A 19,852-nucleotide genomic window follows, 5' to 3' on the forward strand; every position below is an offset into this window, starting at 1 on the left:
AAGGCTTCGCCTTACTGCAGTGATTGTCAAAAATGTCAGCCACAGATTATACTCAGCAAACCTACCGTTTGCTTGAATGGAGAAAGCAAGGCTGTCTAGGAGGAAAAATAATAATGTTTGACATTAAAAAAGAAGTTGCAGAGCTCGAAAAAGAGTTGATTGCATTAAGGCGTGATTTTCACGAATATCCTGAACTTGGGTATCAAGAATTTTTGACTTCAAAAAAAGTATGTGGCTATCTTACAGCACTTGGTCTAGAGGTTGAAACTGTCACAATCACCGGCGTTGTTGCTACTTTGAAAGGTGGAGTTACATCAGAAAACAGTAAAACCATATTGTTGCGTGCAGATATGGATGCACTGCCTGTTACTGAGAATACAGGGCTTTCCTTCGCAAGCAAGAATCCCGGTGTGATGCATGCTTGTGGGCATGATGCACACCTAGCCATTCAACTGATTGCAGCGAAGTTACTTTGTAGGCATAAAGATAAGCTTAAGGGAAATGTAAAATTTGTATTTCAACCAAATGAAGAGGAAGCCGGAGCCTTGAAGATGATAGAAGCAGGTGTACTGGAAAACCCTCATGTGGATGCCGCCCTTGCATTGCATCTTTGGAGCCCTATTGAAACAGGACGCATTGGGCTTTCAGAAGGTCCAATCCTTGGAACAACAGAAGAATTTGAATTAGAGATTATCGGAAAGGCTGGGCATACCTCCACTCCGCATACAGCAAAGGACGCTTTATTAGGCGCTTGCAGTGTGGTACATGCTGTTCAGCAACTGGGTACCCGTGAGTTTAATCCCTTATTGCCTATTTCAGTGATGTTTGGATTTATAAATGGAGGAACAGCCAGAAATATTATTACTGAAACTGTAAAACTAGGTGGTACAATCAGATTTCTTTTCCCTGATGAAGAAAGAAACAAGCCAAAGGTGTTGGAAGCATTTGAACGGGTCATTAAGGGCACTTGCATAGCCAACGATCTGGAGTATAAGCTTACATATATTCCAAGCAATCCATCTCTTTTTAATAACAGCGAAATGGTTTCTTTGGTGAAAGATGCTGCTTTTGAAGTGTTCGAAACAAGAGATAATGTTGATGATTTTAGAAGCCTAGCAGGGGAGGATTTTGCAGAATTTAGCCATAGAGTTCCCTCTGTTATGACTTGGATAGGCATTGCAGATGCCGACAAGAAAAGTAATTTTCCTCATCATCATGCTCAATTTGATATTGACGAAAGCATGATGAAATATGGTGTTGAGCTTCAAGTGAGAAGTGTATTGGCTTACTTAAACAAATAAACCAATAAAAAAGAGTTATAAGGAGGAGAGTAATCATGAAAAAGAGAGTTTTAGCAATGACAATGGCAAGTGTAATGGCAGTGGGTGTTTTAAGTGGTTGTGCAGGTGGTGGCAGTGCCACACCAACAAGTGCAGAAAATGATGGGAAAGAGCAGTATACATGGAGATTGGCTCATGAGGAGTACGAAGGTGACATGCAGGATGTGTATGCAAAAGAATTCGCTCAGAAACTCTATGATAATTCCGATGGTAGAATTAATCTTGAAATTTACCCCGTTGGTCAGATTGGTGATGCTTTACAGCAATGCGAATTGCTTCAGAATGGTGGACTGGAATTTGCTATTGTTAGCCCCGGTAACACAGGCACAGTAGTTCCTGAAAATCAGCTGTTCTCCTTGCATTTCCTGTTCCCTCAGGATTGGGCGAAAACCCAGAAGGTATTGCAGACAAGTGAGGCTTTAAATGTAATGCTGCATGACAAATATATGGAAAGAAAAATTAAACCTTTGAGTTTTTGGACAGAGGGAGCAATGGCTTGGACATCCAATAAGTCCTTAAAAGACATCAACGGTTTTAAGGGCATGAAATTTAGAACAATGCAATCTCCTATGATTATTGCAGCTTATGAAGCATACGGCGCCAACCCCACACCTATGAGCTATACAGAGGTTTATTCCGGATTACAGCTGAATATGATCGAAGGTCAGGAAAATCCTACAAGTGCGATCTATACTTCTAAATTTCACGAGGTTCAGAAGTACTTAACAGAAGCAAATTCCAATTTGTATATCACAGCAACATGTGTAAACCCTACATTTTTTGAGGGACTGCCCGCGGATATTCAGCAGATTGTTTTAGACACAGTTGCAGAGATGGTTCCTCGTTCTTTTGAAATTCAGGAAGAATTGAACGGTGGAGCTTTGGATAAGATTACAGCTGGATCTGATATTATTGTTGAGACACTTACAGATGAAGAAAGAGCAGCCTACAAGGAAGCGGCAAAGAAGGCATACGATCGATACAAAAAAATCGTAGGTGAAGACGGTGGTAAAATTCTAGACAAGTTAATTGAAGAGGTTGCTGCCGTTGAAGCAGAATGATATATGAATTCTAAAAAGCTTTAAAAATAAGCTTTCAATAATTTTATTGTAATAAAAAAGTGTGGCAATATACATCTGCCTGAAGAGCTAATCTTTGGGCGGATATAAAAATCACATTTTACGGATTTGGAGGAAGTTATGCAGGTTAAAAATATTACATCAAGAGATTTTTGGAGGGCGAAAAAAAGAATTGCTCCTTACATAACAAGAACGCCCCTCGTATATTCTCCTGAGTTAAGCGAAAGAACAGGGGCAAATATCTACCTTAAACTTGAAAATCTTCAGGCAATTGGAGCATTTAAGGTTAGGGGTGCTGCAAATAAAATTTTAAGTTTGTCAGATGAGCAAAGAGCAAAGGGCGTATCTACATTTTCAACGGGAAACCATGGTATGGCGGTTGCTCATATAGCTAGCCGCTTAGGCATTCATGCTACAGTTTGTATGTCTAAGAATGTGCCTGCAGTTAAAGTAGAGGCCATTGGAAGATGGAACCCTACAATTTTGCAGAACTGGGATTCACAGGATGCTGCTGGTGTATATTGCTATGAATTGCAGGAAAAGGAGGGTATTGTAGTAATACCTCCTTTTGATGACAAAGAGATAATTTGCGGACAGGGTACCATTAGCCTTGAAATTCTTGAGGATTGCCCTGAAATTGATACGGCCATCGTTCCTCTCTCTGGTGGTGGTCTTATGTCGGGCGTAACACTTGGTTTTAAGCTTACCGTTCCTGATGCGAAACTCATAGGTGTTTCCCACGAAAAGGCTGCAGTTATGATTGAAAGTTTGAAGGTTGGACATCCAATTGAAATGCCTGAGGAAGAGACCCTGGCAGACAGTCTCCTTGGAGGAATTGGCCTGGATAACAAATATACGTTTGATATCACACGGGAATTTGTTGATGAGACAGTCCAGGTGAGCGAGAAAGAAATTGCAAAAGGAATCGCTTATGTTATGGAGAATCATCATTTAATAGTTGAGGGTGCAAGTGCAACGGGAATTGCACTTGCTATGAGAGAAGGTTATATCAAACCCGGTAGCAATGTTGCTATTATTGTAACTGGATGTGGTATTCCAATGTCTCATGTAAAACGAATTGTGAATGATCATTTTTAATACAGAAAAAAATCCTTCGTAATGCTTTTGCGTAGGGTTTTTTTCAATGTGATGTTATGAGGGAAGGTAACTAGTCTATGATTTATTTAAGTTGTAAATGATAATTTTCCTGTTTTTTATAGCAAGAAAGTACTTATATATAAGACTTTTGTCTTGAAATTTTACGTGTAAAATGAGGAGGAAATAGCAAAGAGATGCAATTTAGACTTGTTTTGCGTCTGATTTCATTGTTAAATTTAGAACTTAAAATGAGGAACATACTCGGTTTTCTCATGGATTCTTATGGAATGGTAGTGTTCATACTTAAATAGACTGTGGATAAAGCACATGATAGGTGAAAGATAGACCTATTTTAATTATGCAACACAAAATGACAACAAGTTGTATTTTGTGTTAATTTGAGCATTTTTACTGAATATGGATTTATTTCATAGTGGGTATCTTTTAAGGGGAGATTATATGAAAGAAAGTAGACTTTATGTACTATTTATACTTGTTGCTGCTTTTTGTTGGGGGACAAGCGGTGTCTTTACAAAAAAAATTACCCTCTATGGCTTCACGCCTATTGAAATGGGCTTTATTAAAACATTTATTGCAACGCTAATTCTAATTGCTTTTTTCTGTAGGAAAGATAAAAGTATATTTAAGTTGAAAAATACAGGAGATCTTTTTGATCTGGCGTTAATTAGTATTTTCGGATATTCTCTTTATTCGATATCTTATATTTTTACAGCAAATGAAGTTGGTGTTGGAATTGCAGGCGCAATGCTTTATACAAAAACTTCTTTTGTACTATTGTTTTCTGCTATTATTCTTAGGGAAAAAATTACATTAATAAAGATATTCATTATACTGTTAACTATTCTTGGTTGTTTAAGTATTTCAGGTGTATTTTCTGCAGGTAATTTTGTATTTACGCCAAAGGGGTTATTTTGGGGAGTAACATCAGGAATAGGCTTTTCTATTTATGATGTCATAGGGAAGAGATCTTTAAATAAGTACTCATCAGAAACCGTCACATTGTATACCTTTATGATTGCTTCGGCTTTTATGGGTGTTCTTGCGAATCCTATTACAACGGTTATAAAAGTTTTTCAGACGAATACATTGCCCATTATGGTTTTATATGCTATTGTTGTTTCAGTTATACCGTATATGCTATATGTGAAAGGACTTTCAAAGGTCGAGGTAAGCGTTGCAGCGGTTATTTCTACGTTTGAGTTAATGGTTGCATCAGTTGCCGGTATCATTTTTTATAACGAACCGATTACCTTTTTCAAGGTTTTGGGTATAACACTTATGATAAGTGCAGTATGTTTTTTAAACATATCTTCATCAAGAAAAGCAGTAAAATCAACAAATATTGGGGAGATAGATTATGATTGATTTAAAAAAAGAAGTCATTGGCTTTGAAAGTGAGCTGATTGCTCTAAGAAGAGATTTTCATGAAAATCCGGAGCTTGGTTTTAAGGAGTTTAGAACGTCGAAGATTATATATGATTATTTGAAAAAATTAAATATGGAAGTAAAAAATATATCCAGAACGGGTGTTGTCGGCATTTTAAATGGAAAGAGGGGGGCAGGAAAAACAATTTTATTGCGTGCTAGCATGGATGCCTTGCCTATGCAGGAAAAAACAGGCCTTTCTTTCTCTTCGGTGTCAGCAGGTGTGATGCATGCATCTGGGCATGATGGGGACATGGCGGTGCTTTTGGTGATAGCAAAGGTTCTTGCTAGACACCGTGATGAGTTTAAAGGAAACATAAAGTTTGTTTTTCAACCCAACGAGGAAGAAGCCGGGATGCTTTCTATGATTGACGATGGAATTTTAGAAAACCCAATGGTTGATGCGGCTTTTGCATTAAGACATTGGGGTGCCATTGAGTCTGGTCGATTGGGATTGACTGCTGGCGCCGTTTTGGGAACCACGGAAGAGTTTGAAATCACGGTTTATGGGAAATCAGGGAACACTTCTGCACCAAATACAGGGAAGGATGCAATTATGTGCGCTGCAAAAATCATTGATGCCCTTCAGTTTCTGGAAACTAGAGAATATAATCCTATGCATCCTATGGTAATTATGATTGGGCAAATTTCGGGGGGAACAGCAAGAACGATTATTTCTGATGAGGTCAAAATGGGGGGGACAATTAGATTCTTATTCCCTGATGAAAAGGAAAACAAAGAGAAGGTGATGTCAGCATTTAAAAGGGTGATTCGAGGTATTTGTGACACGTATTCAATGGAATATAAAGTCGAATTTATTCCCAGTAATCCCTCATTGATAAATGATAAAAATTTAGTATATCTTATGAAAAGCGCTGCAATAAGCACATTTGGGACAGAGTATAATATTGATAATTTCACGGGACTAATGGGAGAGGATTTTGCAGAAGTAAGTCATAGGGTACCATCGGTTATGACGTTTCTTGGTGTACACAATAAGGAAAAAGGCAACATATATCCCCAAGGGCATCCCCAGTTTAGTATTGATGAAGAGATTATGAAATTTAGTGCGGAATTGCATATTAGAGCCGCAATAAAATATTTGAATGAATGAGAAGATTTTTTAGAAAAAACCCATTACGCAATTTTATATTTTAGTCATCCTTTACGTTTTGGAATGAGTCTTCTTCATTTTTGGCATGGGCAATCTTAAAACCCCTCTATGATTTATGAATAATCATAGAGGGGTTTTTCTTTTTAAAATGGCTTCTCATCATTCAGATTTCAAAGAATAAAATTTGAGAGCATACTGTCTTACTTTAAACTTTCTATGTATATTTCCGTCACAACCTTATGGCTTATAGAAAGGATATCTATCGAATCAGGAGGCTGGAAAATTTGAAGTTGCACCCCACGAAATAGTATAATTTGAAAGCGAAAATCACTAAGGATTTTGGCAATGATATTTGAAAATCAAAATTTTATGGCTCTTTTTACCGATACCCAAAATGAACAGATAGCTTTTCGCATGATTTTTTTAACTTAGGTAAAACATCATCTATCTTTTTCTGAACCATTCGTTCCGATGGCCCGCTAATACTGATACCGGCAACAATTTTTCCGCTATAATCATACACAGGAACAGCAACACAAATTAAACCGGCATAAAATTCCTCATTATCAATGGAATATCCATTTTGAGCAATTTTAGCCAGTTCGGGAATCATTTTTTCTGCGGTGGTTATGGTGTTGTTTGTGTAATTCGTAATATCTGAATGAATAAAATATTCCTTAACCTCCTGTACCGATAAGGAAGATAAAAATAGTTTTCCGATGGCAGTACAGTAGAAGGGTTCATTACCCCCGATATTTACATTGGCTCTAATTTTGATGTTAGGTTCTGCTTTGTACAAAATAACAACACTATTATTATTCATAATTCCAAAGTTAATTGTTTCTGAGCACTCGTTGCAAAGCTCTTCTAATAAGGGGGATAAATTGGTGTTATTTAAGGAGTGTTGAAAGGGAACAGTGCTTCCAATATCATAAATACCCCAGCCTAGCTTATAGGATGCGTTGGCATATGTTTTTTCCACGAAATTATAGGCTAAAAGGGTATCTAAAAGCCTATGGACTGTACTTTTACCCATATTTAAGTACTCACTTAACTCTGCAATGCTCACGCCGTCAGCAGAGGCGTTATTTTTAATATATATCAATACATCTAGTGCTTTACCCAGAGTCTGTACGGGATATTTAGGCTTGTAGCTTGAATTTTCTAAAAAATTAGACATTTTTGTGTCACCTCGAAATTTATATGTTGCATTCATTATAGATGAAGACGTACCATTTGTAAACATAAACCAGAAGGTGACAATATATAAAATACTATTTTTATAATTAGAATAAAGCATTTCTTTGTAAATATTGAAACAGAAAATCATAACTGGATATAAATAAATTGTTGGAAAAGTTGGGGATTTCTTTGAAGTACAAGAAATGCCCATTTTTAATATAAAAACAAAGTAAAAATTGGTTATATTAAAAAATAATTTTTCAATTTTTGTACTGAGATATTGACTATCAGAACTACATTCTGTATAATAAACACAATACAATTCTAAATATATATACTGTATTCTATATATTAGAATAAGTTGCTTCGATCATCAATCACCAATCATCAATCAGGAAAGTGAGGCTAAGAAATGAACAAAGTTACAGTGAATGAAGAAATTTGTAAGGAATGTGAATATTGCATGACATTCTGTCCCAAGAAAACCATTTTAAGAAAGAAGGATACGTTAAACAAAAAAGGTTACTATTCAGCAGTAGCAGAAAATTTAGAGGATTGCATCGCATGTGGAATTTGTGCAACTGTTTGTCCTGAGGCAGCAATTACAATTGAAAAAGATATTTAAAAAGGAGGATTATAATGGCGGAGAAAGTGTTTATGCAAGGGAATGAAGCCTTTGCAGAATCAGCAATTAGATCTGGATGTATATATTTTTTCGGATATCCAATTACCCCTTCCAGTGAAATGCCAGAATATTATGCGAAAAAAGCACCTACAGAAGGATTGGTGTTTGTTCAAGCCGAAACGGAAGTTTCTGCTTTTAACATGATTGCAGGTGTTGCAGCAACAGGTAAAAGAGTAATGACAGCAACCTCTGGCCCTGGATTCAGCCTTGGTTGTGAAGCAATGAGCTTTATGGCAGCTGCCGGCTTGCCAGCAGTAATCGTAGATGTTATGAGACCGGGTCCCGCTGATGGCGATATACTTGCAGCCCAAGGAGACTACTTTCAGCTTGTAAAGGGTGGGGGACATGGTGACTACTATACTATCGTTCTTGCACCTTATTCCGTTCAGGAGATGGCTGATTTTGGGAGATTATCTTTTGAACTTGCAGAAAAATACAGAAATCCTGTGGTTGTTGCAAGTGATGGTATGCTTTCCAAAATGATGGAAAATGTAGAATTGCCCCAAAAAATCAATGTTGAAAATCATTTCCCTTGGACAATCACAGGAGCAAAGGCAAGAAAACATAACGTTATTACTACCTGTGCTTTAGGACCGGAGCAGTGGGAAAGGTTTAACTTAGATTTGCAGGATAAATTTCATGCTATCCAAGAAAATGAACAGAGATGGGAAGAGTACGAAACAGAGGATGCGGATATCATAATTGTGGCGTACGGTTCTGTTGCCAGAATTGCACTGACTGCAATTCATATTGCTAGAGAGAATGGCATAAAGGTTGGTATGATTAGACCCATTACTCTGTGGCCTTTCCCAAAAAGAGCATTTGAGCAATATCCAGACAAAGAATATTTTGTGGTTGAGCTTAGTGCAGGGCAGATGGTTGAAGATGTTAAGCTTAATGTGAAGAATAAAGAGCAGGTAAATTTTTTTGGCAGACTTGGCGGCATTACGCCTACGCCTCAGGAATTATATGAAAAGATAAAGGAATTGTACATAAAATAATTGGAGGTGACGGGATGAAAACAGTATATGAAAGACCGAAAGTTCTTACAGATGAATATATGAAATATTGCGGTGGCTGTGGTCATGGTATTATCAATAAGCTCATTGCTGAAATAATAGAAGAAGAAAAGTTATCTGAAAAAGCCATTATGATTTGGCCCATCGGGTGTTCAGTTTATGCAGATAGATATTTTAATGTAGACTCAATTTGTGCATTGCATGGTAGAGCACCTGCAACAGGCACAGGAATCAAGCGAGCATTGGAGGATAACTTGGTAGTGGTTTATCAAGGCGATGGTGATATGGTTTCCGAAGGTATGGCGGAAATTATGCACGCAGGCATTAGAGGAGAAAAGTTTACAGTGGTTTTCGTCAACAATGCAATTTACGGCATGACAGGCGGCCAAATGGCACCTACAACGTTGATGGAACAAAAAACCAGCACCTCTCCATTTGGCAGAAGTGCCGATAACGCTGGATATCCTGTGAACATGGCTGAGATTATCGGCAACTTGAATGGTTGCTACTATAGCGAAAGGGTTGCAGTGAATTCCCCAGGGAATATTAAAAAAACAAAAGAAGCCATCAGAAAAGCTTTTCAATATCAGTTGGAGGATAATGGTTTAAGTTTTGTTGAGATAATATCCCCCTGCCCCACAGGGTGGGGTGTAAAACCGGTAAAGGCGTTGGAGTGGATTGGCGAAAGCGTATTAAATCAATATCCACTGGGAGTTTTCAAAGCGCCAAAGGAGGGTGAATAATGAAAAGCGAAATGATTTTTTCCGGAATTGGTGGTCAAGGAACAATTTTAATGGGGAAACTTATATGTACAGCAGCTGCTGCTAAGGGATTAAACGTAACCCTTGCTCCGGCTTACGGCCAGGAAAAAAGAGGCGGCAGAGCAAGCTGTCAGGTTGTTCTTTCCCAGGAAATTGGCTCACCCGTTATTTCCGAGGCGGATACAATTCTTGTTATGGATGAAGAATCTTTTAGAGACTATGAACACAAAGTCAAAGTCGGTGGGACACTAATTATTAACAGTTCTATGATTGGCCTTGTAACAAAAAGAACAGACATTAACGTGTTTGAGATACCATTTACTGAAATCGCAACAAAGATTGGTAGTGCAAAATCCTCTAACATGGTAGCGTTAGGTGCGGTTGTTAAAACCCTTGATGTAGTTAATCTTGATGAAGTTCGAGAAGTTTTGAAAAAGAAAATGAAGCCTCAGCTGGTTGATGTGAATATTCAAGCACTGGAGGCAGGCTATTTCTTCACAAAGGAATAACTTTAGAAAGGAGCAGATTATTTGAAAAGCGAAATGATTTATACTGATAAGGCCACAAAACCTACGGCTTGGTATTCACAGGCTATCAAGCACGGAAACTTGGTGTTTCTTGCTGGCGCTTGTGGTGATGATCCAGTTACCGGCGAAATTGTAGGTAATGGTGACATTAAAATAGAAGCAAAAGCGGCTCTTGAGAATATCAAACATACAATTAAAGCAGCAGGTGGCACCCTTGAAAATATTGTTAAAATGCAGGTTTACGTAAAAGATTTAAGTATGCTTGCTGATTTTAATGAAATTTACAAAGTATACTTCCCTATAAACCCTCCCGCAAGAATTGCTATGGCGGTGAAAGACTTTATGGGCGGAGCAAATCTTGAAATAGATGGCATTGCTGTCTTAGACTAATTGCATATGATAACAAAAGACAAGATTTCACAGTATGTGCTATGTCAATATTTCCTTAAGCGTAAACATAATTCATTTTCGGCACCCGTTACGTGGTAGTTTTATTGCAGTTCCACGGCTGAATTGAATGCAATATCTAAAATTCAAATTTTGAAATTTACTTAGACAATCTTTCAGTGAATAGGCATTCACCAATGAGAAAATCCAAGTATGGGCTAGGGCTCTGCGTTGGAATAGTGCCTATTCTTGGTAACTGAAGTCTTCCCAATGATGAAACCTTCAAGCTGTTGCAATTATTATTGCTCGGTTTGGAGGTTTTCTTGCTATACAAATAAGCAGTTTTCCAAGGAAAAGCCTTGCCTCCAATGCATTCTATAAGGTTAGCAACTTTGAGTAAAGCCTCCCTGTGGAGCGTGATTAAACGTATATTTTTAAGGTGGCCCATGATATCTAAGTCTCCGGCGTGATAAGGTTATCGTTTACTTCTGACAGACAAAACGACCGAAAAGCTTAAAAAGCTTTTCGGACTTTTTATTCCATTTTTCAGCTGATGCTTGTTCTTTTTTGAGCTTTTGCAAAATACAAATTAGCATCAAACCCTATTGGGTCTTAACGTTTGATTGTTGGCGCGCTGAGAAATACTGATATAAAACTTGTACTTAGATTTATCAAAAAAGTATTGGTTTTGTAACTACGTCAGGCAATTAAGAATGTCATCGAGAATTTCTTTAAACGCATGATAAAATATGGATCAACCAGAATACAATGGATAGCTCTGTATTTTTTGACAAATACGGATAAGAAATGAGCCAGGAGGAATTGGCTGCACTATTCAGGATACTTCTCTAGCAAGACTGTAGAATGGAAAGATATGGTTTGATTCAAGGATTGAAAAGCATAAAGATAACCGAGTGAAAATCTTAGAGTTACGGAAGCCGGACGGCGGCTTAAGGCTCTGACTTTAATGCACTATGAGCAAGAATTTAGCGACTTACTGTTAGAAAATATTCGAATGAAAAAGTAAAAATTTTCTATAATGTTTTAAGAAAATGCTTAAATAATATATAGAAAAATCAATAGAATAATAAATATAAATGCTGGACTTGAAAAGGTTTTTTTTATTTTGTAAAATTAGAATAATCGTGGTTATAGAAAAAATAGAAAAACTTTATTGTTTTAAGATTAATAAGCAGAATGAATTAGTTGATATACTAAAAGTAAGTATACTAACAAATTGGGCAAAATTAAAGGAGGAATTTTAATGGCGAATGTAAGAGAAATATTGAATAACTTTGTTGGTGGACTTGGAAGCCTTGGTGAAACTAATGGTGGAATGGTGAATGCTTTTATGGGGCTGCTTGGGGCAGCCTACGAACCAAAGGCATTAGACGTGAAGATCAAAGAATTGATGAGTGTAGGAATTGCTTGCTATACTAGATGTGAATATTGCATTGTTTACCATACCTATAAAGCTTTTGAAGCCGGCTCAACAAAGGAAGAAATCTTAGAAGCTGCTATGGTTGCAGTTGTTTTTGGTGGTGGTCCATCCATGGCATACTCTGTTACTTTATTAAAAGAGAGCATTGCGGAATTTGAAAATGAATTTAAATAAATATAAACGGGGAGCGTTTTTAAAATAATCGCTCCTTTTTTTGAAGGACGGGATAGACGGGATTATCGGGGAAAATTAACGGTCTTCTGTGAGAATTTTATCCTAAGAAAACCAATCTGGCTCCGGTGAGCCAAGAGGATTTAACTCACAATCTGTTTCTTATTAACTCCAGACCTCGCAATTCCTTGGCCGGAAATCACCAATTCAGGTTTTTCTACACGAAGTGGCGCACTTGACTTGACAATTCATCAAATCATATTCTTGATAAACTAGGAAAAAAATATAGAAAGAATATTATAAGTTGCTATATAGACCAAAAGTACTATCCCCATGACCAGCGTCCCCAAAATGCACTAAAAGCCGCCAGTGAATGGCTGTTGGGTGCAGTTAAACTGCCTCAGGCGAAATCGGTAATACTTGAGTACCACGCTGCCGCCCGTGAAGCAGAAGGAAATCCTGTTGCTCAAGCTTCTGCTAGAGCGATAGGTCAATGTGCATCAACCATTCATTCTACACAGCATTGCATAGGGCTCGCCTTTTATGGAGCCATTGCAGTTGCCTACGAACAGCTTGGAAAGGATACACCTTTCGCAGAAATCGAGGAATGTGCCGCCCAGGAGTGCGAACATATGGAAGGGGCTTTACGTGCTGTTGCTGTGGAGAACGAACAAAATCCTGCAAAAACAAATTGGAAATGCTGACGATACCCTAAAGGGAAAGAAATACTTATGGAGGATCTTATGAACTGTTACTCAAAGGAAGAACTAGAAGAAGCACTTCAATAATTGCTTCAACCATCAGCAGATGTGAAAAAATACATCCCCAATTTATAGAAGGTACATCCCAGCATACACTTCTTAAGAACAGGATAAAAGCACTATATATCTCAAAATCATTCATAATGCATGATGAAGCTGCGAATAGATATACAAAAGAAGATTTAACAGAAGCACTAAAACCCATATCCTCAATTATTAGTAAATGTGAAAAGGCACAGTTGAAATTTAAGGATGGAAACTCTCATCATACTCGCTTCGAAAAGATAATAAAGGCGATGGGTATTTCAAAATCATTGATAGAAGATGAAATTAGTGAGAGAGGTAATCACCATGGATCACATCGACAAAATCCTTTGTTTAGTTAAGAATCGGTCAATACAATCATTGAAACTTTAGAGAAGTGTATTATGCATTGACAAAAGAAAAAAGTAGCACGATGGAATGTGGAGATGGCAGAAGTGTAACAGTGATGAGCAGCAATTGAGGATAAAACATAATATTAGATTTTTATTAAGGTGGATTGGAGTGGTAGTAATGGGGAATACGGATAAGTTTGATATGATAGCTAATATATATGACACTCATGAAAGAATCCAAATTGCAGAAGAATCATCAAATGCCATTCGTGAATTTTTAGTAGATGCTAAAAGTAAGAATGCTATTGATTTTGGGTGTGGAACTGGTCTTGTTGGAATGAACTTGTTAAGTGATTTTAATTCTATACTTTTTCTTGATTCGTCACAAAACATGATTAATCAAATAAGGCAAAAAATTTCTAGTTTTAATATACAGAATGCAGCTACATTATGCTTTGACTTTGAAAAAGAAAGCCTTTCGGATTTACATGCTGACTATATTTTTATGGCTCAAGTTTTGCTCCATATTAATGATGTTAAATTACTTTTAACAAAATTATATGAGGTTCTAAAAGAAAACGGACATTTACTAATCGTAGATTTCAATATAAATGAAAAAATTGTTTCAGATATGGTTCATAACGGATTTGATCAAAAAGAGTTAACTAATATTTTGTCAAAAATAGGATACAAAGATATTCAATCTAAAACTTTTTATACCGGAAGTAAAATGTTCATGGGGTATGATGCATCATTGTTTATTCTTGATTCTAAGAAATAGAGTATTCGCCTAGGCCCCATTAGGCTCAAGTGGCATCCTTATTGTCTACTCAAGGCATACGGAATGTGTTTGCCTACTGGAATGTAGCAAAAACGTTGAAAAATAAGGAATCGGGTGTCATTTTTTAATAACCATAACAACTGAAACCCTTGAGTATACAAAACAGATGACAAAGGGTGTTTCAAAGAAATAAAATAGAACATAACCACAATATGCTGTGGCTCTGAAGAAAATATGGGGCAAAAATCGGATGGAAAAATGACGGTTTTTGCCCCTTTTAAAATAGATTAAAAATATGTTAAGTAATCCGAGGAAAGTTTGAACTACTTTAGTAAAAATAATTTCTATAAGATTTTTTTTGCTATCAACTTTTTACCAATGAGAAGTGTCTAATAATTATAGAGAAAAAATTAAGAAGACAAAAAAAGATGATATTAAATATATCAAAGATTATCCAATTGACCATTTATGCAAGGAGTTTTCCCATAAGGAGAGATAAAATAACAAATAATATTTTTAATATACTAGGATAGTTTAAAATCAACATGCTTGCTGAACAATAATAATCAGAAATTTGGTTTAACATTGCACTTATATCGCTCTAAAGTTATTACAAGAAAGGGCTATTTAGCCAGTTCTGTAAATCCATTTATCAGTAGTTCAATAAATATATGAGCTGTTTCTTCTTCAGAGTATTTTTCTTGATCTAGCCACCATCTAAACATTTCCATGATGACAGTTGTAATGGATAATGAAAAAAGTTCTTTGGGAATATGTGGATTAATAGACCTAAAAATAGAGTATGCTACTCTCTTTGCTGAGAAGAAAAAGTAATACTCTAAATATAATTCTTTAAAAAAAGAAATGCAGGAAATTTTGAATGCGAAAGCCAATGTTGAACAGCTCCTTGAGCTTGATGAAAAAGAGGAACAACAGCAAAAGAAAAAAACTGAGCAGTCCTTATAAACCGCTAGCGAAGCAAGGTGCTGCTACTCTCAAAATGAGAGTATTAAAAACACAACAGAGGCTGATTGTGTTTTAGTGGGGATTGGGGATACTTCCCCAACAAGCGCCTGCCAGTGTGTACTGGCAGGCATTGCTTGCCAAGATTGTTTGTTAAATAATATTTTATAAAATATTTGTATTTTAATATCTTCATCCTCTTAACTGTAAATAAATTGAAACCAATTTAATTTCAGATTGAGATGTAAGACTTACATTAATTTAATATGCAAAAGCGATTGTACCTTGGTTTACAAAGACGCTAGATTTCAAGAAACTTTTTCAGTGCCTTTCATTTATTTGCAAATTTTTATTTGTTGGCTACAAACATTGTACCTCACTTAAAAAGTGAAATCGCATTCTATATTTAATTTGGTAAAAAATTTAAAGATATTGAAAGGAATGTAGTATGTATGAAAGGTAAAAAATAGAGAAGAAGTAAAGTTGTAAATTTATTATTTCTTGGGGCATAGATTATGACATCAGCCGAAAACTATTTATAATAAGTCCACCATGCTTTATATTTAAATATGTCGTATTAAGTCCTATTACGTATAAATCCACTTTAATTTGTTGAAACTTATCAAAAAAGATGTTAAAATTATACAAAAAAACACATTTGCGCAATTTGAATTGGAGGCTATTTATGACTGAAAGCAAATGGTTGACACTGGTTGAAATATGCGATTATTTAAAAGTGAGCCGTGAGACCATATTAAATTGGATAAATAAGAAAAATATGCCCGCACATAAAGTAGGTAGACTTTGGCGATTTGATGTTACTGAGGTGGATCAATGGATAAAATCTGGCGGTGCAGCTGAAGAAAGAAACTAACTTTAGTGATTAACTAATAAACGAAGGGATAATGTGAGTATATGAACAAACAACAACTTGCGTCAAAAATATGGGAACAAGCTAATGCGATGCGTTCCAAAATTGAGGCAAATGATTATAAAGACTATATTTTAGGATTTATCTTTTACAAATACCTATCAGATAAAGAACTTAAGTTTTTAAAAGAGAATGACTTTACTGAAAATGATATAAAAAATCTTGTGGAAGACGATGAAGAAACAGTAAAATTCATTCAAGACGGTATTGGCTATTTTATTAGCTATAAGGATTTATTCTCATCATGGATTTCGATGGGTAAAGATTTTGATATTTCTAATGTGCGTGATGCACTTTCGGCATTTAGTCGTTTAATAAATAAAACCCACAAAAAGGTGTTCGACGGTGTATTTTATACACTGCAAACAGGGCTTTCTAAACTTGGTGAAAGTGCGGCGGCTCAGACCAAGTCAGTTAGCGAGCTTATTCAGTTAATCAAAGATATTCCTATGGACGGTAAACAAGATTATGACGTTTTAGGGTTTATCTATGAATATCTAATTAGCATGTTTGCAGCAAATGCAGGCAAAAAAGCCGGTGAATTCTACACCCCACATGAAGTTGCCGTTCTTATGGCGGAAATTGTTGCAGAAAATTTAAAAGACAAAAATGAAATTAAAATATATGACCCAACAAGCGGTTCTGGCTCATTGCTGATTAATATTGGTAAGGCAGTAGCGAAACATATTGAAAGCAAAGACAATATTCAATATTACGCACAGGAGCTAAAGCAAAACACATATAACCTTACTCGTATGAACTTGGTAATGCGTGGCATTATTCCAGATAACATTATCACAAGAAATGGCGATACCTTAGAAGAAGATTGGCCGTTTTTTGATGAAAATGACCCTATTAATTCTTACGACCCGTTGTATGTGGATGCAGTAGTATCTAATCCTCCATACTCTCAAAAATGGGATCCTGCCAATAAAGAAACTGACCCACGTTATGCAAGGTTTGGATTGGCACCAAAAACAAAGGCTGATTTTGCTTTCTTACTTCACGACCTATACCATGTAAAACCGCATGGCATCATGACCATTGTTCTTCCACACGGTGTTCTTTTCCGTGGCGGTGAAGAGGGTGAAATCCGTAAGAACTTAATTGAAAACAACCACATTGATGCCATTATCGGTCTTCCAGCTAATATTTTTTTTGGAACGGGCATTCCAACTATTATCATGGTACTAAAGCAAGAGCGTGATAGCAGTGACGTTTTAATTATTGATGCCTCAAAAGGATTTGTAAAAGAGGGCAAAAATAATAAACTACGTGCATCAGACATTAAAAAAATTGCAGATGCAGTATCGAAAAGAAAAAGCATTTCCAAATATGCAGCATTGGTTAGCCGTGACACAATCCGTAAAAATGAATACAACCTCAATATCCCAAGATATGTAGATTCCTTTGATGAGGGCGAAACATGGGATATTTATGCCTCTATGTTTGGTGGTATTCCTATGGCTGAAATTGAAAGCTTACAAGAATATTGGGAGGCTTTCCCTACCCTTAAAGAAAGTATTTTTACAAAATCAGATACCCCTTATGTGGATATTTCGTGCGAAGATGTGAAAACAGCCATTACCAGCCATGCCGACGTGTTGGCACTGAAACAAAATTTTAATACTGCATTTGAAAGTCTAGCTCCTTTCTTGAAAGCTGAGTTGATTGAAAAAATGGAGTCCCTTGCCGTTTCAAAGCAAGAAGCTGTTTTGAGTGACGATATTTTTAAACGAGTTAAAACCTTGCCTTTAATAGATAAGTATAAGGCGTATCAGCTTTTGGATGATGAATGGGTCAAGATTGCCGTTGACCTTGAAATTATTCAAACTGAGGGCTTTGCCGTTACAAAACAAGTTGACCCCAATATGGTCATTAAAAAGAAAGACGGAAAAGATACCGAAGTACAAGATGGATTTGTTGGTCATGTGATACCTTTTGAGTTAGTACAAGGCACATTGTTAAAAGAAGAAACTGACAAACTAAAGGCAGAAGAAAATAGGCTAAGTGAAATACTTTCAGAGTACGAAGAAAGCATCGACAGCCTAAGCGAAGAAGAAAAAGAAGGCGACTTTTTAAATGATGCCACTACTGCATTTGTGGCAAAAGGAGTTACTGCAAAGCTAAAAGAACTCCGCAGTGATGGTATCACCGAAGAAACCAAAGCTCTATTTGAAACATTAACAAAAGTAGATAAACTGCTGAAAGAAGAAAAAGAACTAAAAGCAGCCGTAAAAAAGGATGCTGCTGCGTTGCATATTTTGACCAAGGAGACCATCGAAACCTTAACTGATGAGCAGGTATTGTGGCTACTGGAGCAAAAGTGGATTGTGCCATTGGTAGATAGCCTATATGCTATGCCAAACACTGTCTTCAATGAGCTTGTGGGCAAGATACAAGCACTTGCAGACAAATACGAAACCACATATGAAGCAGTACAAACTCAGATAAAGCAGACAGAGGAGGCTCTTTGCGACTTAATCGACCAGCTTGAGGGAAATGAATTTGATATGAAAGGCTTAAGCGAGTTTAAGTCGCTCTTGATGGGTGAGGAATAATGAGCGAGAAAAAACAGCCTGATGTAAGATTTAAAGGGTTTTATGGAGATTGGGGTCAGAATGATTTGGAAGACAAAGTTACCTTTTATAGTGGGTTGACATATTCCCCATCAAATGTTGTTAAAGATGGCGGTACACTTGTACTTCGTTCTTCAAATGTTAAAAACGGAGAAATTGTTAACGCTGACAATGTTTATGTTAATACAGACGTAGTAAATAGTCAAAATGTAGCCGTTGGAGACATTGTTGTTGTTGTGAGAAATGGTTCCAGATCTTTGATTGGTAAACATGCACAGATAAAAAGTAAAATGGACAATACTGTTATAGGAGCTTTTATGACAGGTTTGCACTCAACACAACCGGGTTTCATAAATGCTTTATTGGATACAAATCAATTTAGTAAAGAAATAGAAAAAAACTTAGGTGCAACTATAAATCAAATAACCACTGGTGCATTTAGAAAGATGTCATTTTTCTTTGCAGACGATGAAAATGAACAAGCCCAAATCAGTGAGTTTTTCAAAAACATTGACAATCTGATTGCATTAAACCAAAGCAAATATGACAAGTTGATTAGCATGAAAAAAGCCTGCCTTGAAAAGATGTTCCCTAAAGATGGAGCAGATACTCCTGAAATACGCTTCAAGGGGTTTAGTGGCAAATGGCAAGAATATAAATTATGTGATTTGGCCGAATTTGTAAACGGAAGAGCCTATAAACAAGAAGAATTGTTAGATAAGGGAACGTATAAGGTTCTTCGTGTTGGAAATTTTTATACAAATGGTGCTTGGTACTATTCTAACCTAGAATTGGGTGATAAGTATTATGCTAAAAATGGTGACTTACTTTACACATGGTCAGCGACATTTGGACCTCATATATGGTACGGAGATAAAGTGATATTCCATTATCATATTTGGAAAATAAATTTGTCGGATATGCTTGATAAGAATTTTGCTATTCACTTGCTTAATAATGACAGGGACAAAATTACATCCGATAAAAATGGATCAACAATGGTTCATATTACGAAAAGTGGAATGGAAAATAAAATTATCAGCATACCAACGGTAGAAGAGCAGAAAGAGATTGCGAGATTATTGGATAACGTGGATAACCTCATTACCTTAGGAAAAATAGAGCTTGACAAACTAAAAAACATCAAAAAAGCCTTATTAGAAAAAATGTTTATCTAAATGGCTTATGATTCGTGTAAAGGAGCAATCAT

At 36.4% G+C, this 19,852-nt stretch carries 18 protein-coding genes and 1 pseudogene; 17 read left to right on the top strand and 2 right to left on the bottom strand.

Annotated elements, in window-relative coordinates:
- The first annotated feature begins 113 nt into the window (after window positions 1-113).
- From NE558_RS07895 to NE558_RS07915, 5 genes are all read left to right on the top strand, one after another.
- Window positions 114-1,301, top strand: a complete 1,188-nt coding sequence (locus tag NE558_RS07895) for a M20 metallopeptidase family protein (protein ID WP_256149471.1) — start codon at window positions 114-116, stop codon at window positions 1,299-1,301.
- A 35-nt stretch (window positions 1,302-1,336) separates the two neighbouring features.
- Window positions 1,337-2,401, top strand: a complete 1,065-nt coding sequence (locus tag NE558_RS07900; RefSeq protein ID WP_256149472.1) for a DctP family TRAP transporter solute-binding subunit — start codon at window positions 1,337-1,339, stop codon at window positions 2,399-2,401.
- 138 nt (window positions 2,402-2,539) lie between these two features.
- Complete coding sequence (locus NE558_RS07905; protein ID WP_256149473.1) at window positions 2,540-3,517, top strand: threonine/serine dehydratase; 978 nt, start codon at window positions 2,540-2,542, stop codon at window positions 3,515-3,517.
- A gap of 459 nt (window positions 3,518-3,976) precedes the next feature.
- Window positions 3,977-4,903 carry a DMT family transporter gene (locus NE558_RS07910; RefSeq protein ID WP_256149475.1) on the top strand — a complete coding sequence of 309 codons (927 nt, stop codon included), beginning with the start codon at window positions 3,977-3,979 and terminating at the stop codon, window positions 4,901-4,903.
- Window positions 4,896-6,077: a M20 metallopeptidase family protein gene (locus NE558_RS07915; RefSeq protein WP_256149476.1), complete on the top strand. Its 1,182-nt coding sequence runs from the start codon at window positions 4,896-4,898 to the stop codon at window positions 6,075-6,077. Before NE558_RS07910 ends, NE558_RS07915 begins: the two co-directional genes overlap by 8 nt.
- 379 nt (window positions 6,078-6,456) lie before the next feature.
- On the opposite strand, the gene NE558_RS07920 is transcribed toward NE558_RS07915, so the two are convergent.
- Window positions 6,457-7,257: an IclR family transcriptional regulator gene (locus tag NE558_RS07920; protein ID WP_256149477.1), complete on the bottom strand. Its 801-nt coding sequence runs from the start codon at window positions 7,255-7,257 to the stop codon at window positions 6,457-6,459.
- Window positions 7,258-7,671: 414 nt separating this feature from the next.
- Here NE558_RS07920 and NE558_RS07925 point away from each other — a divergent pair, with 414 nt between their 5' ends.
- The 9 genes and pseudogenes from NE558_RS07925 to NE558_RS07970 all read left to right on the top strand — a co-directional run bounded on the left by NE558_RS07925 (window position 7,672) and on the right by NE558_RS07970 (window position 14,169).
- Window positions 7,672-7,884, top strand: coding sequence for a 4Fe-4S dicluster domain-containing protein (locus NE558_RS07925; protein WP_256149478.1), 213 nt, complete (start codon window positions 7,672-7,674; stop codon window positions 7,882-7,884).
- A gap of 14 nt (window positions 7,885-7,898) precedes the next feature.
- Window positions 7,899-8,945, top strand: a complete 1,047-nt coding sequence (gene vorB / locus NE558_RS07930) for a 3-methyl-2-oxobutanoate dehydrogenase subunit VorB (protein WP_256149479.1) — start codon at window positions 7,899-7,901, stop codon at window positions 8,943-8,945.
- Window positions 8,946-8,959: 14 nt separating this feature from the next.
- Window positions 8,960-9,706, top strand: coding sequence for a thiamine pyrophosphate-dependent enzyme (locus NE558_RS07935; protein ID WP_256149480.1), 747 nt, complete (start codon window positions 8,960-8,962; stop codon window positions 9,704-9,706).
- Window positions 9,706-10,233, top strand: coding sequence for a 2-oxoacid:acceptor oxidoreductase family protein (locus NE558_RS07940; RefSeq protein ID WP_256149482.1), 528 nt, complete (start codon window positions 9,706-9,708; stop codon window positions 10,231-10,233). Before NE558_RS07935 ends, NE558_RS07940 begins: the two co-directional genes overlap by 1 nt.
- Before the next feature lie 21 nt (window positions 10,234-10,254).
- The gene (locus NE558_RS07945) at window positions 10,255-10,641 is read left to right on the top strand and encodes a RidA family protein (RefSeq protein ID WP_256149483.1); all 387 of its coding nucleotides are present in this window, start codon (window positions 10,255-10,257) and stop codon (window positions 10,639-10,641) included.
- A 1,261-nt stretch (window positions 10,642-11,902) separates the two neighbouring features.
- Window positions 11,903-12,253 (top strand): carboxymuconolactone decarboxylase family protein, encoded by a 351-nt coding sequence (locus NE558_RS07950; protein ID WP_256149484.1) that lies wholly within the window; start codon window positions 11,903-11,905, stop codon window positions 12,251-12,253.
- A gap of 92 nt (window positions 12,254-12,345) precedes the next feature.
- A pseudogene (locus NE558_RS07955) lies at window positions 12,346-12,494 on the top strand (IS30 family transposase); the annotation flags it as partial.
- A gap of 67 nt (window positions 12,495-12,561) precedes the next feature.
- Window positions 12,562-12,954 carry a putative immunity protein gene (locus tag NE558_RS07960; protein ID WP_330643430.1) on the top strand — a complete coding sequence of 131 codons (393 nt, stop codon included), beginning with the start codon at window positions 12,562-12,564 and terminating at the stop codon, window positions 12,952-12,954.
- Window positions 12,955-13,566: 612 nt separating this feature from the next.
- Entirely contained in the window at window positions 13,567-14,169 is a 603-nt protein-coding gene (locus tag NE558_RS07970; protein ID WP_256149694.1) for a class I SAM-dependent methyltransferase, read from the top strand.
- 623 nt (window positions 14,170-14,792) lie between these two features.
- On the opposite strand, the gene NE558_RS07975 is transcribed toward NE558_RS07970, so the two are convergent.
- Window positions 14,793-15,062, bottom strand: a complete 270-nt coding sequence (locus NE558_RS07975) for a hypothetical protein (RefSeq protein ID WP_256149487.1) — start codon at window positions 15,060-15,062, stop codon at window positions 14,793-14,795.
- Between the two features lie 755 nt (window positions 15,063-15,817).
- Between NE558_RS07975 and NE558_RS07980 the strand changes: the two genes are divergently transcribed.
- From NE558_RS07980 to NE558_RS07990, 3 genes are read left to right on the top strand one after another with little or no spacing between them, the layout of a single operon-like run.
- Window positions 15,818-16,006 (top strand): helix-turn-helix domain-containing protein, encoded by a 189-nt coding sequence (locus NE558_RS07980; RefSeq protein WP_256149489.1) that lies wholly within the window; start codon window positions 15,818-15,820, stop codon window positions 16,004-16,006.
- Between the two features lie 41 nt (window positions 16,007-16,047).
- A complete protein-coding gene (locus NE558_RS07985; RefSeq protein WP_256149490.1) occupies window positions 16,048-18,624 on the top strand; it encodes a type I restriction-modification system subunit M in 2,577 nt (858 codons plus the stop codon).
- Window positions 18,624-19,820: a restriction endonuclease subunit S gene (locus NE558_RS07990; protein ID WP_256149491.1), complete on the top strand. Its 1,197-nt coding sequence runs from the start codon at window positions 18,624-18,626 to the stop codon at window positions 19,818-19,820. The genes NE558_RS07985 and NE558_RS07990 overlap by 1 nt, the downstream gene beginning before the upstream one ends.
- Window positions 19,821-19,852 lie beyond the last annotated feature (32 nt).

Origin of the sequence: Anaerotignum propionicum, from assembly GCF_024461735.1 — a bacterium.
Taxonomy (GTDB): Bacteria; Bacillota; Clostridia; order Lachnospirales; family Anaerotignaceae; genus Chakrabartyella.

What these genes read in the sequence shown, in the direction of transcription:
- NE558_RS07925 (WP_256149478.1), top strand. Translation starts at nt 7,672, where the DNA reads ATGAACAAAGTTACAGTGAATGAAGAAATTTGTAAGGAATGTGAATAT.
- NE558_RS07950 (WP_256149484.1), top strand. Translation starts at nt 11,903, where the DNA reads ATGGCGAATGTAAGAGAAATATTGAATAACTTTGTTGGTGGACTTGGA.
- NE558_RS07895 (WP_256149471.1), top strand. Translation starts at nt 114, where the DNA reads ATGTTTGACATTAAAAAAGAAGTTGCAGAGCTCGAAAAAGAGTTGATT.
- NE558_RS07905 (WP_256149473.1), top strand. Translation starts at nt 2,540, where the DNA reads ATGCAGGTTAAAAATATTACATCAAGAGATTTTTGGAGGGCGAAAAAA.
- NE558_RS07980 (WP_256149489.1), top strand. Translation starts at nt 15,818, where the DNA reads ATGACTGAAAGCAAATGGTTGACACTGGTTGAAATATGCGATTATTTA.
- NE558_RS07935 (WP_256149480.1), top strand. Translation starts at nt 8,960, where the DNA reads ATGAAAACAGTATATGAAAGACCGAAAGTTCTTACAGATGAATATATG.
- NE558_RS07940 (WP_256149482.1), top strand. Translation starts at nt 9,706, where the DNA reads ATGAAAAGCGAAATGATTTTTTCCGGAATTGGTGGTCAAGGAACAATT.
- NE558_RS07985 (WP_256149490.1), top strand. Translation starts at nt 16,048, where the DNA reads ATGAACAAACAACAACTTGCGTCAAAAATATGGGAACAAGCTAATGCG.
- NE558_RS07900 (WP_256149472.1), top strand. Translation starts at nt 1,337, where the DNA reads ATGAAAAAGAGAGTTTTAGCAATGACAATGGCAAGTGTAATGGCAGTG.
- NE558_RS07970 (WP_256149694.1), top strand. Translation starts at nt 13,567, where the DNA reads ATGGGGAATACGGATAAGTTTGATATGATAGCTAATATATATGACACT.
- NE558_RS07920 (WP_256149477.1), bottom strand. Translation starts at nt 7,257, where the DNA reads ATGTCTAATTTTTTAGAAAATTCAAGCTACAAGCCTAAATATCCCGTA.
- NE558_RS07910 (WP_256149475.1), top strand. Translation starts at nt 3,977, where the DNA reads ATGAAAGAAAGTAGACTTTATGTACTATTTATACTTGTTGCTGCTTTT.
- NE558_RS07915 (WP_256149476.1), top strand. Translation starts at nt 4,896, where the DNA reads ATGATTGATTTAAAAAAAGAAGTCATTGGCTTTGAAAGTGAGCTGATT.
- vorB (WP_256149479.1), top strand. Translation starts at nt 7,899, where the DNA reads ATGGCGGAGAAAGTGTTTATGCAAGGGAATGAAGCCTTTGCAGAATCA.
- NE558_RS07990 (WP_256149491.1), top strand. Translation starts at nt 18,624, where the DNA reads ATGAGCGAGAAAAAACAGCCTGATGTAAGATTTAAAGGGTTTTATGGA.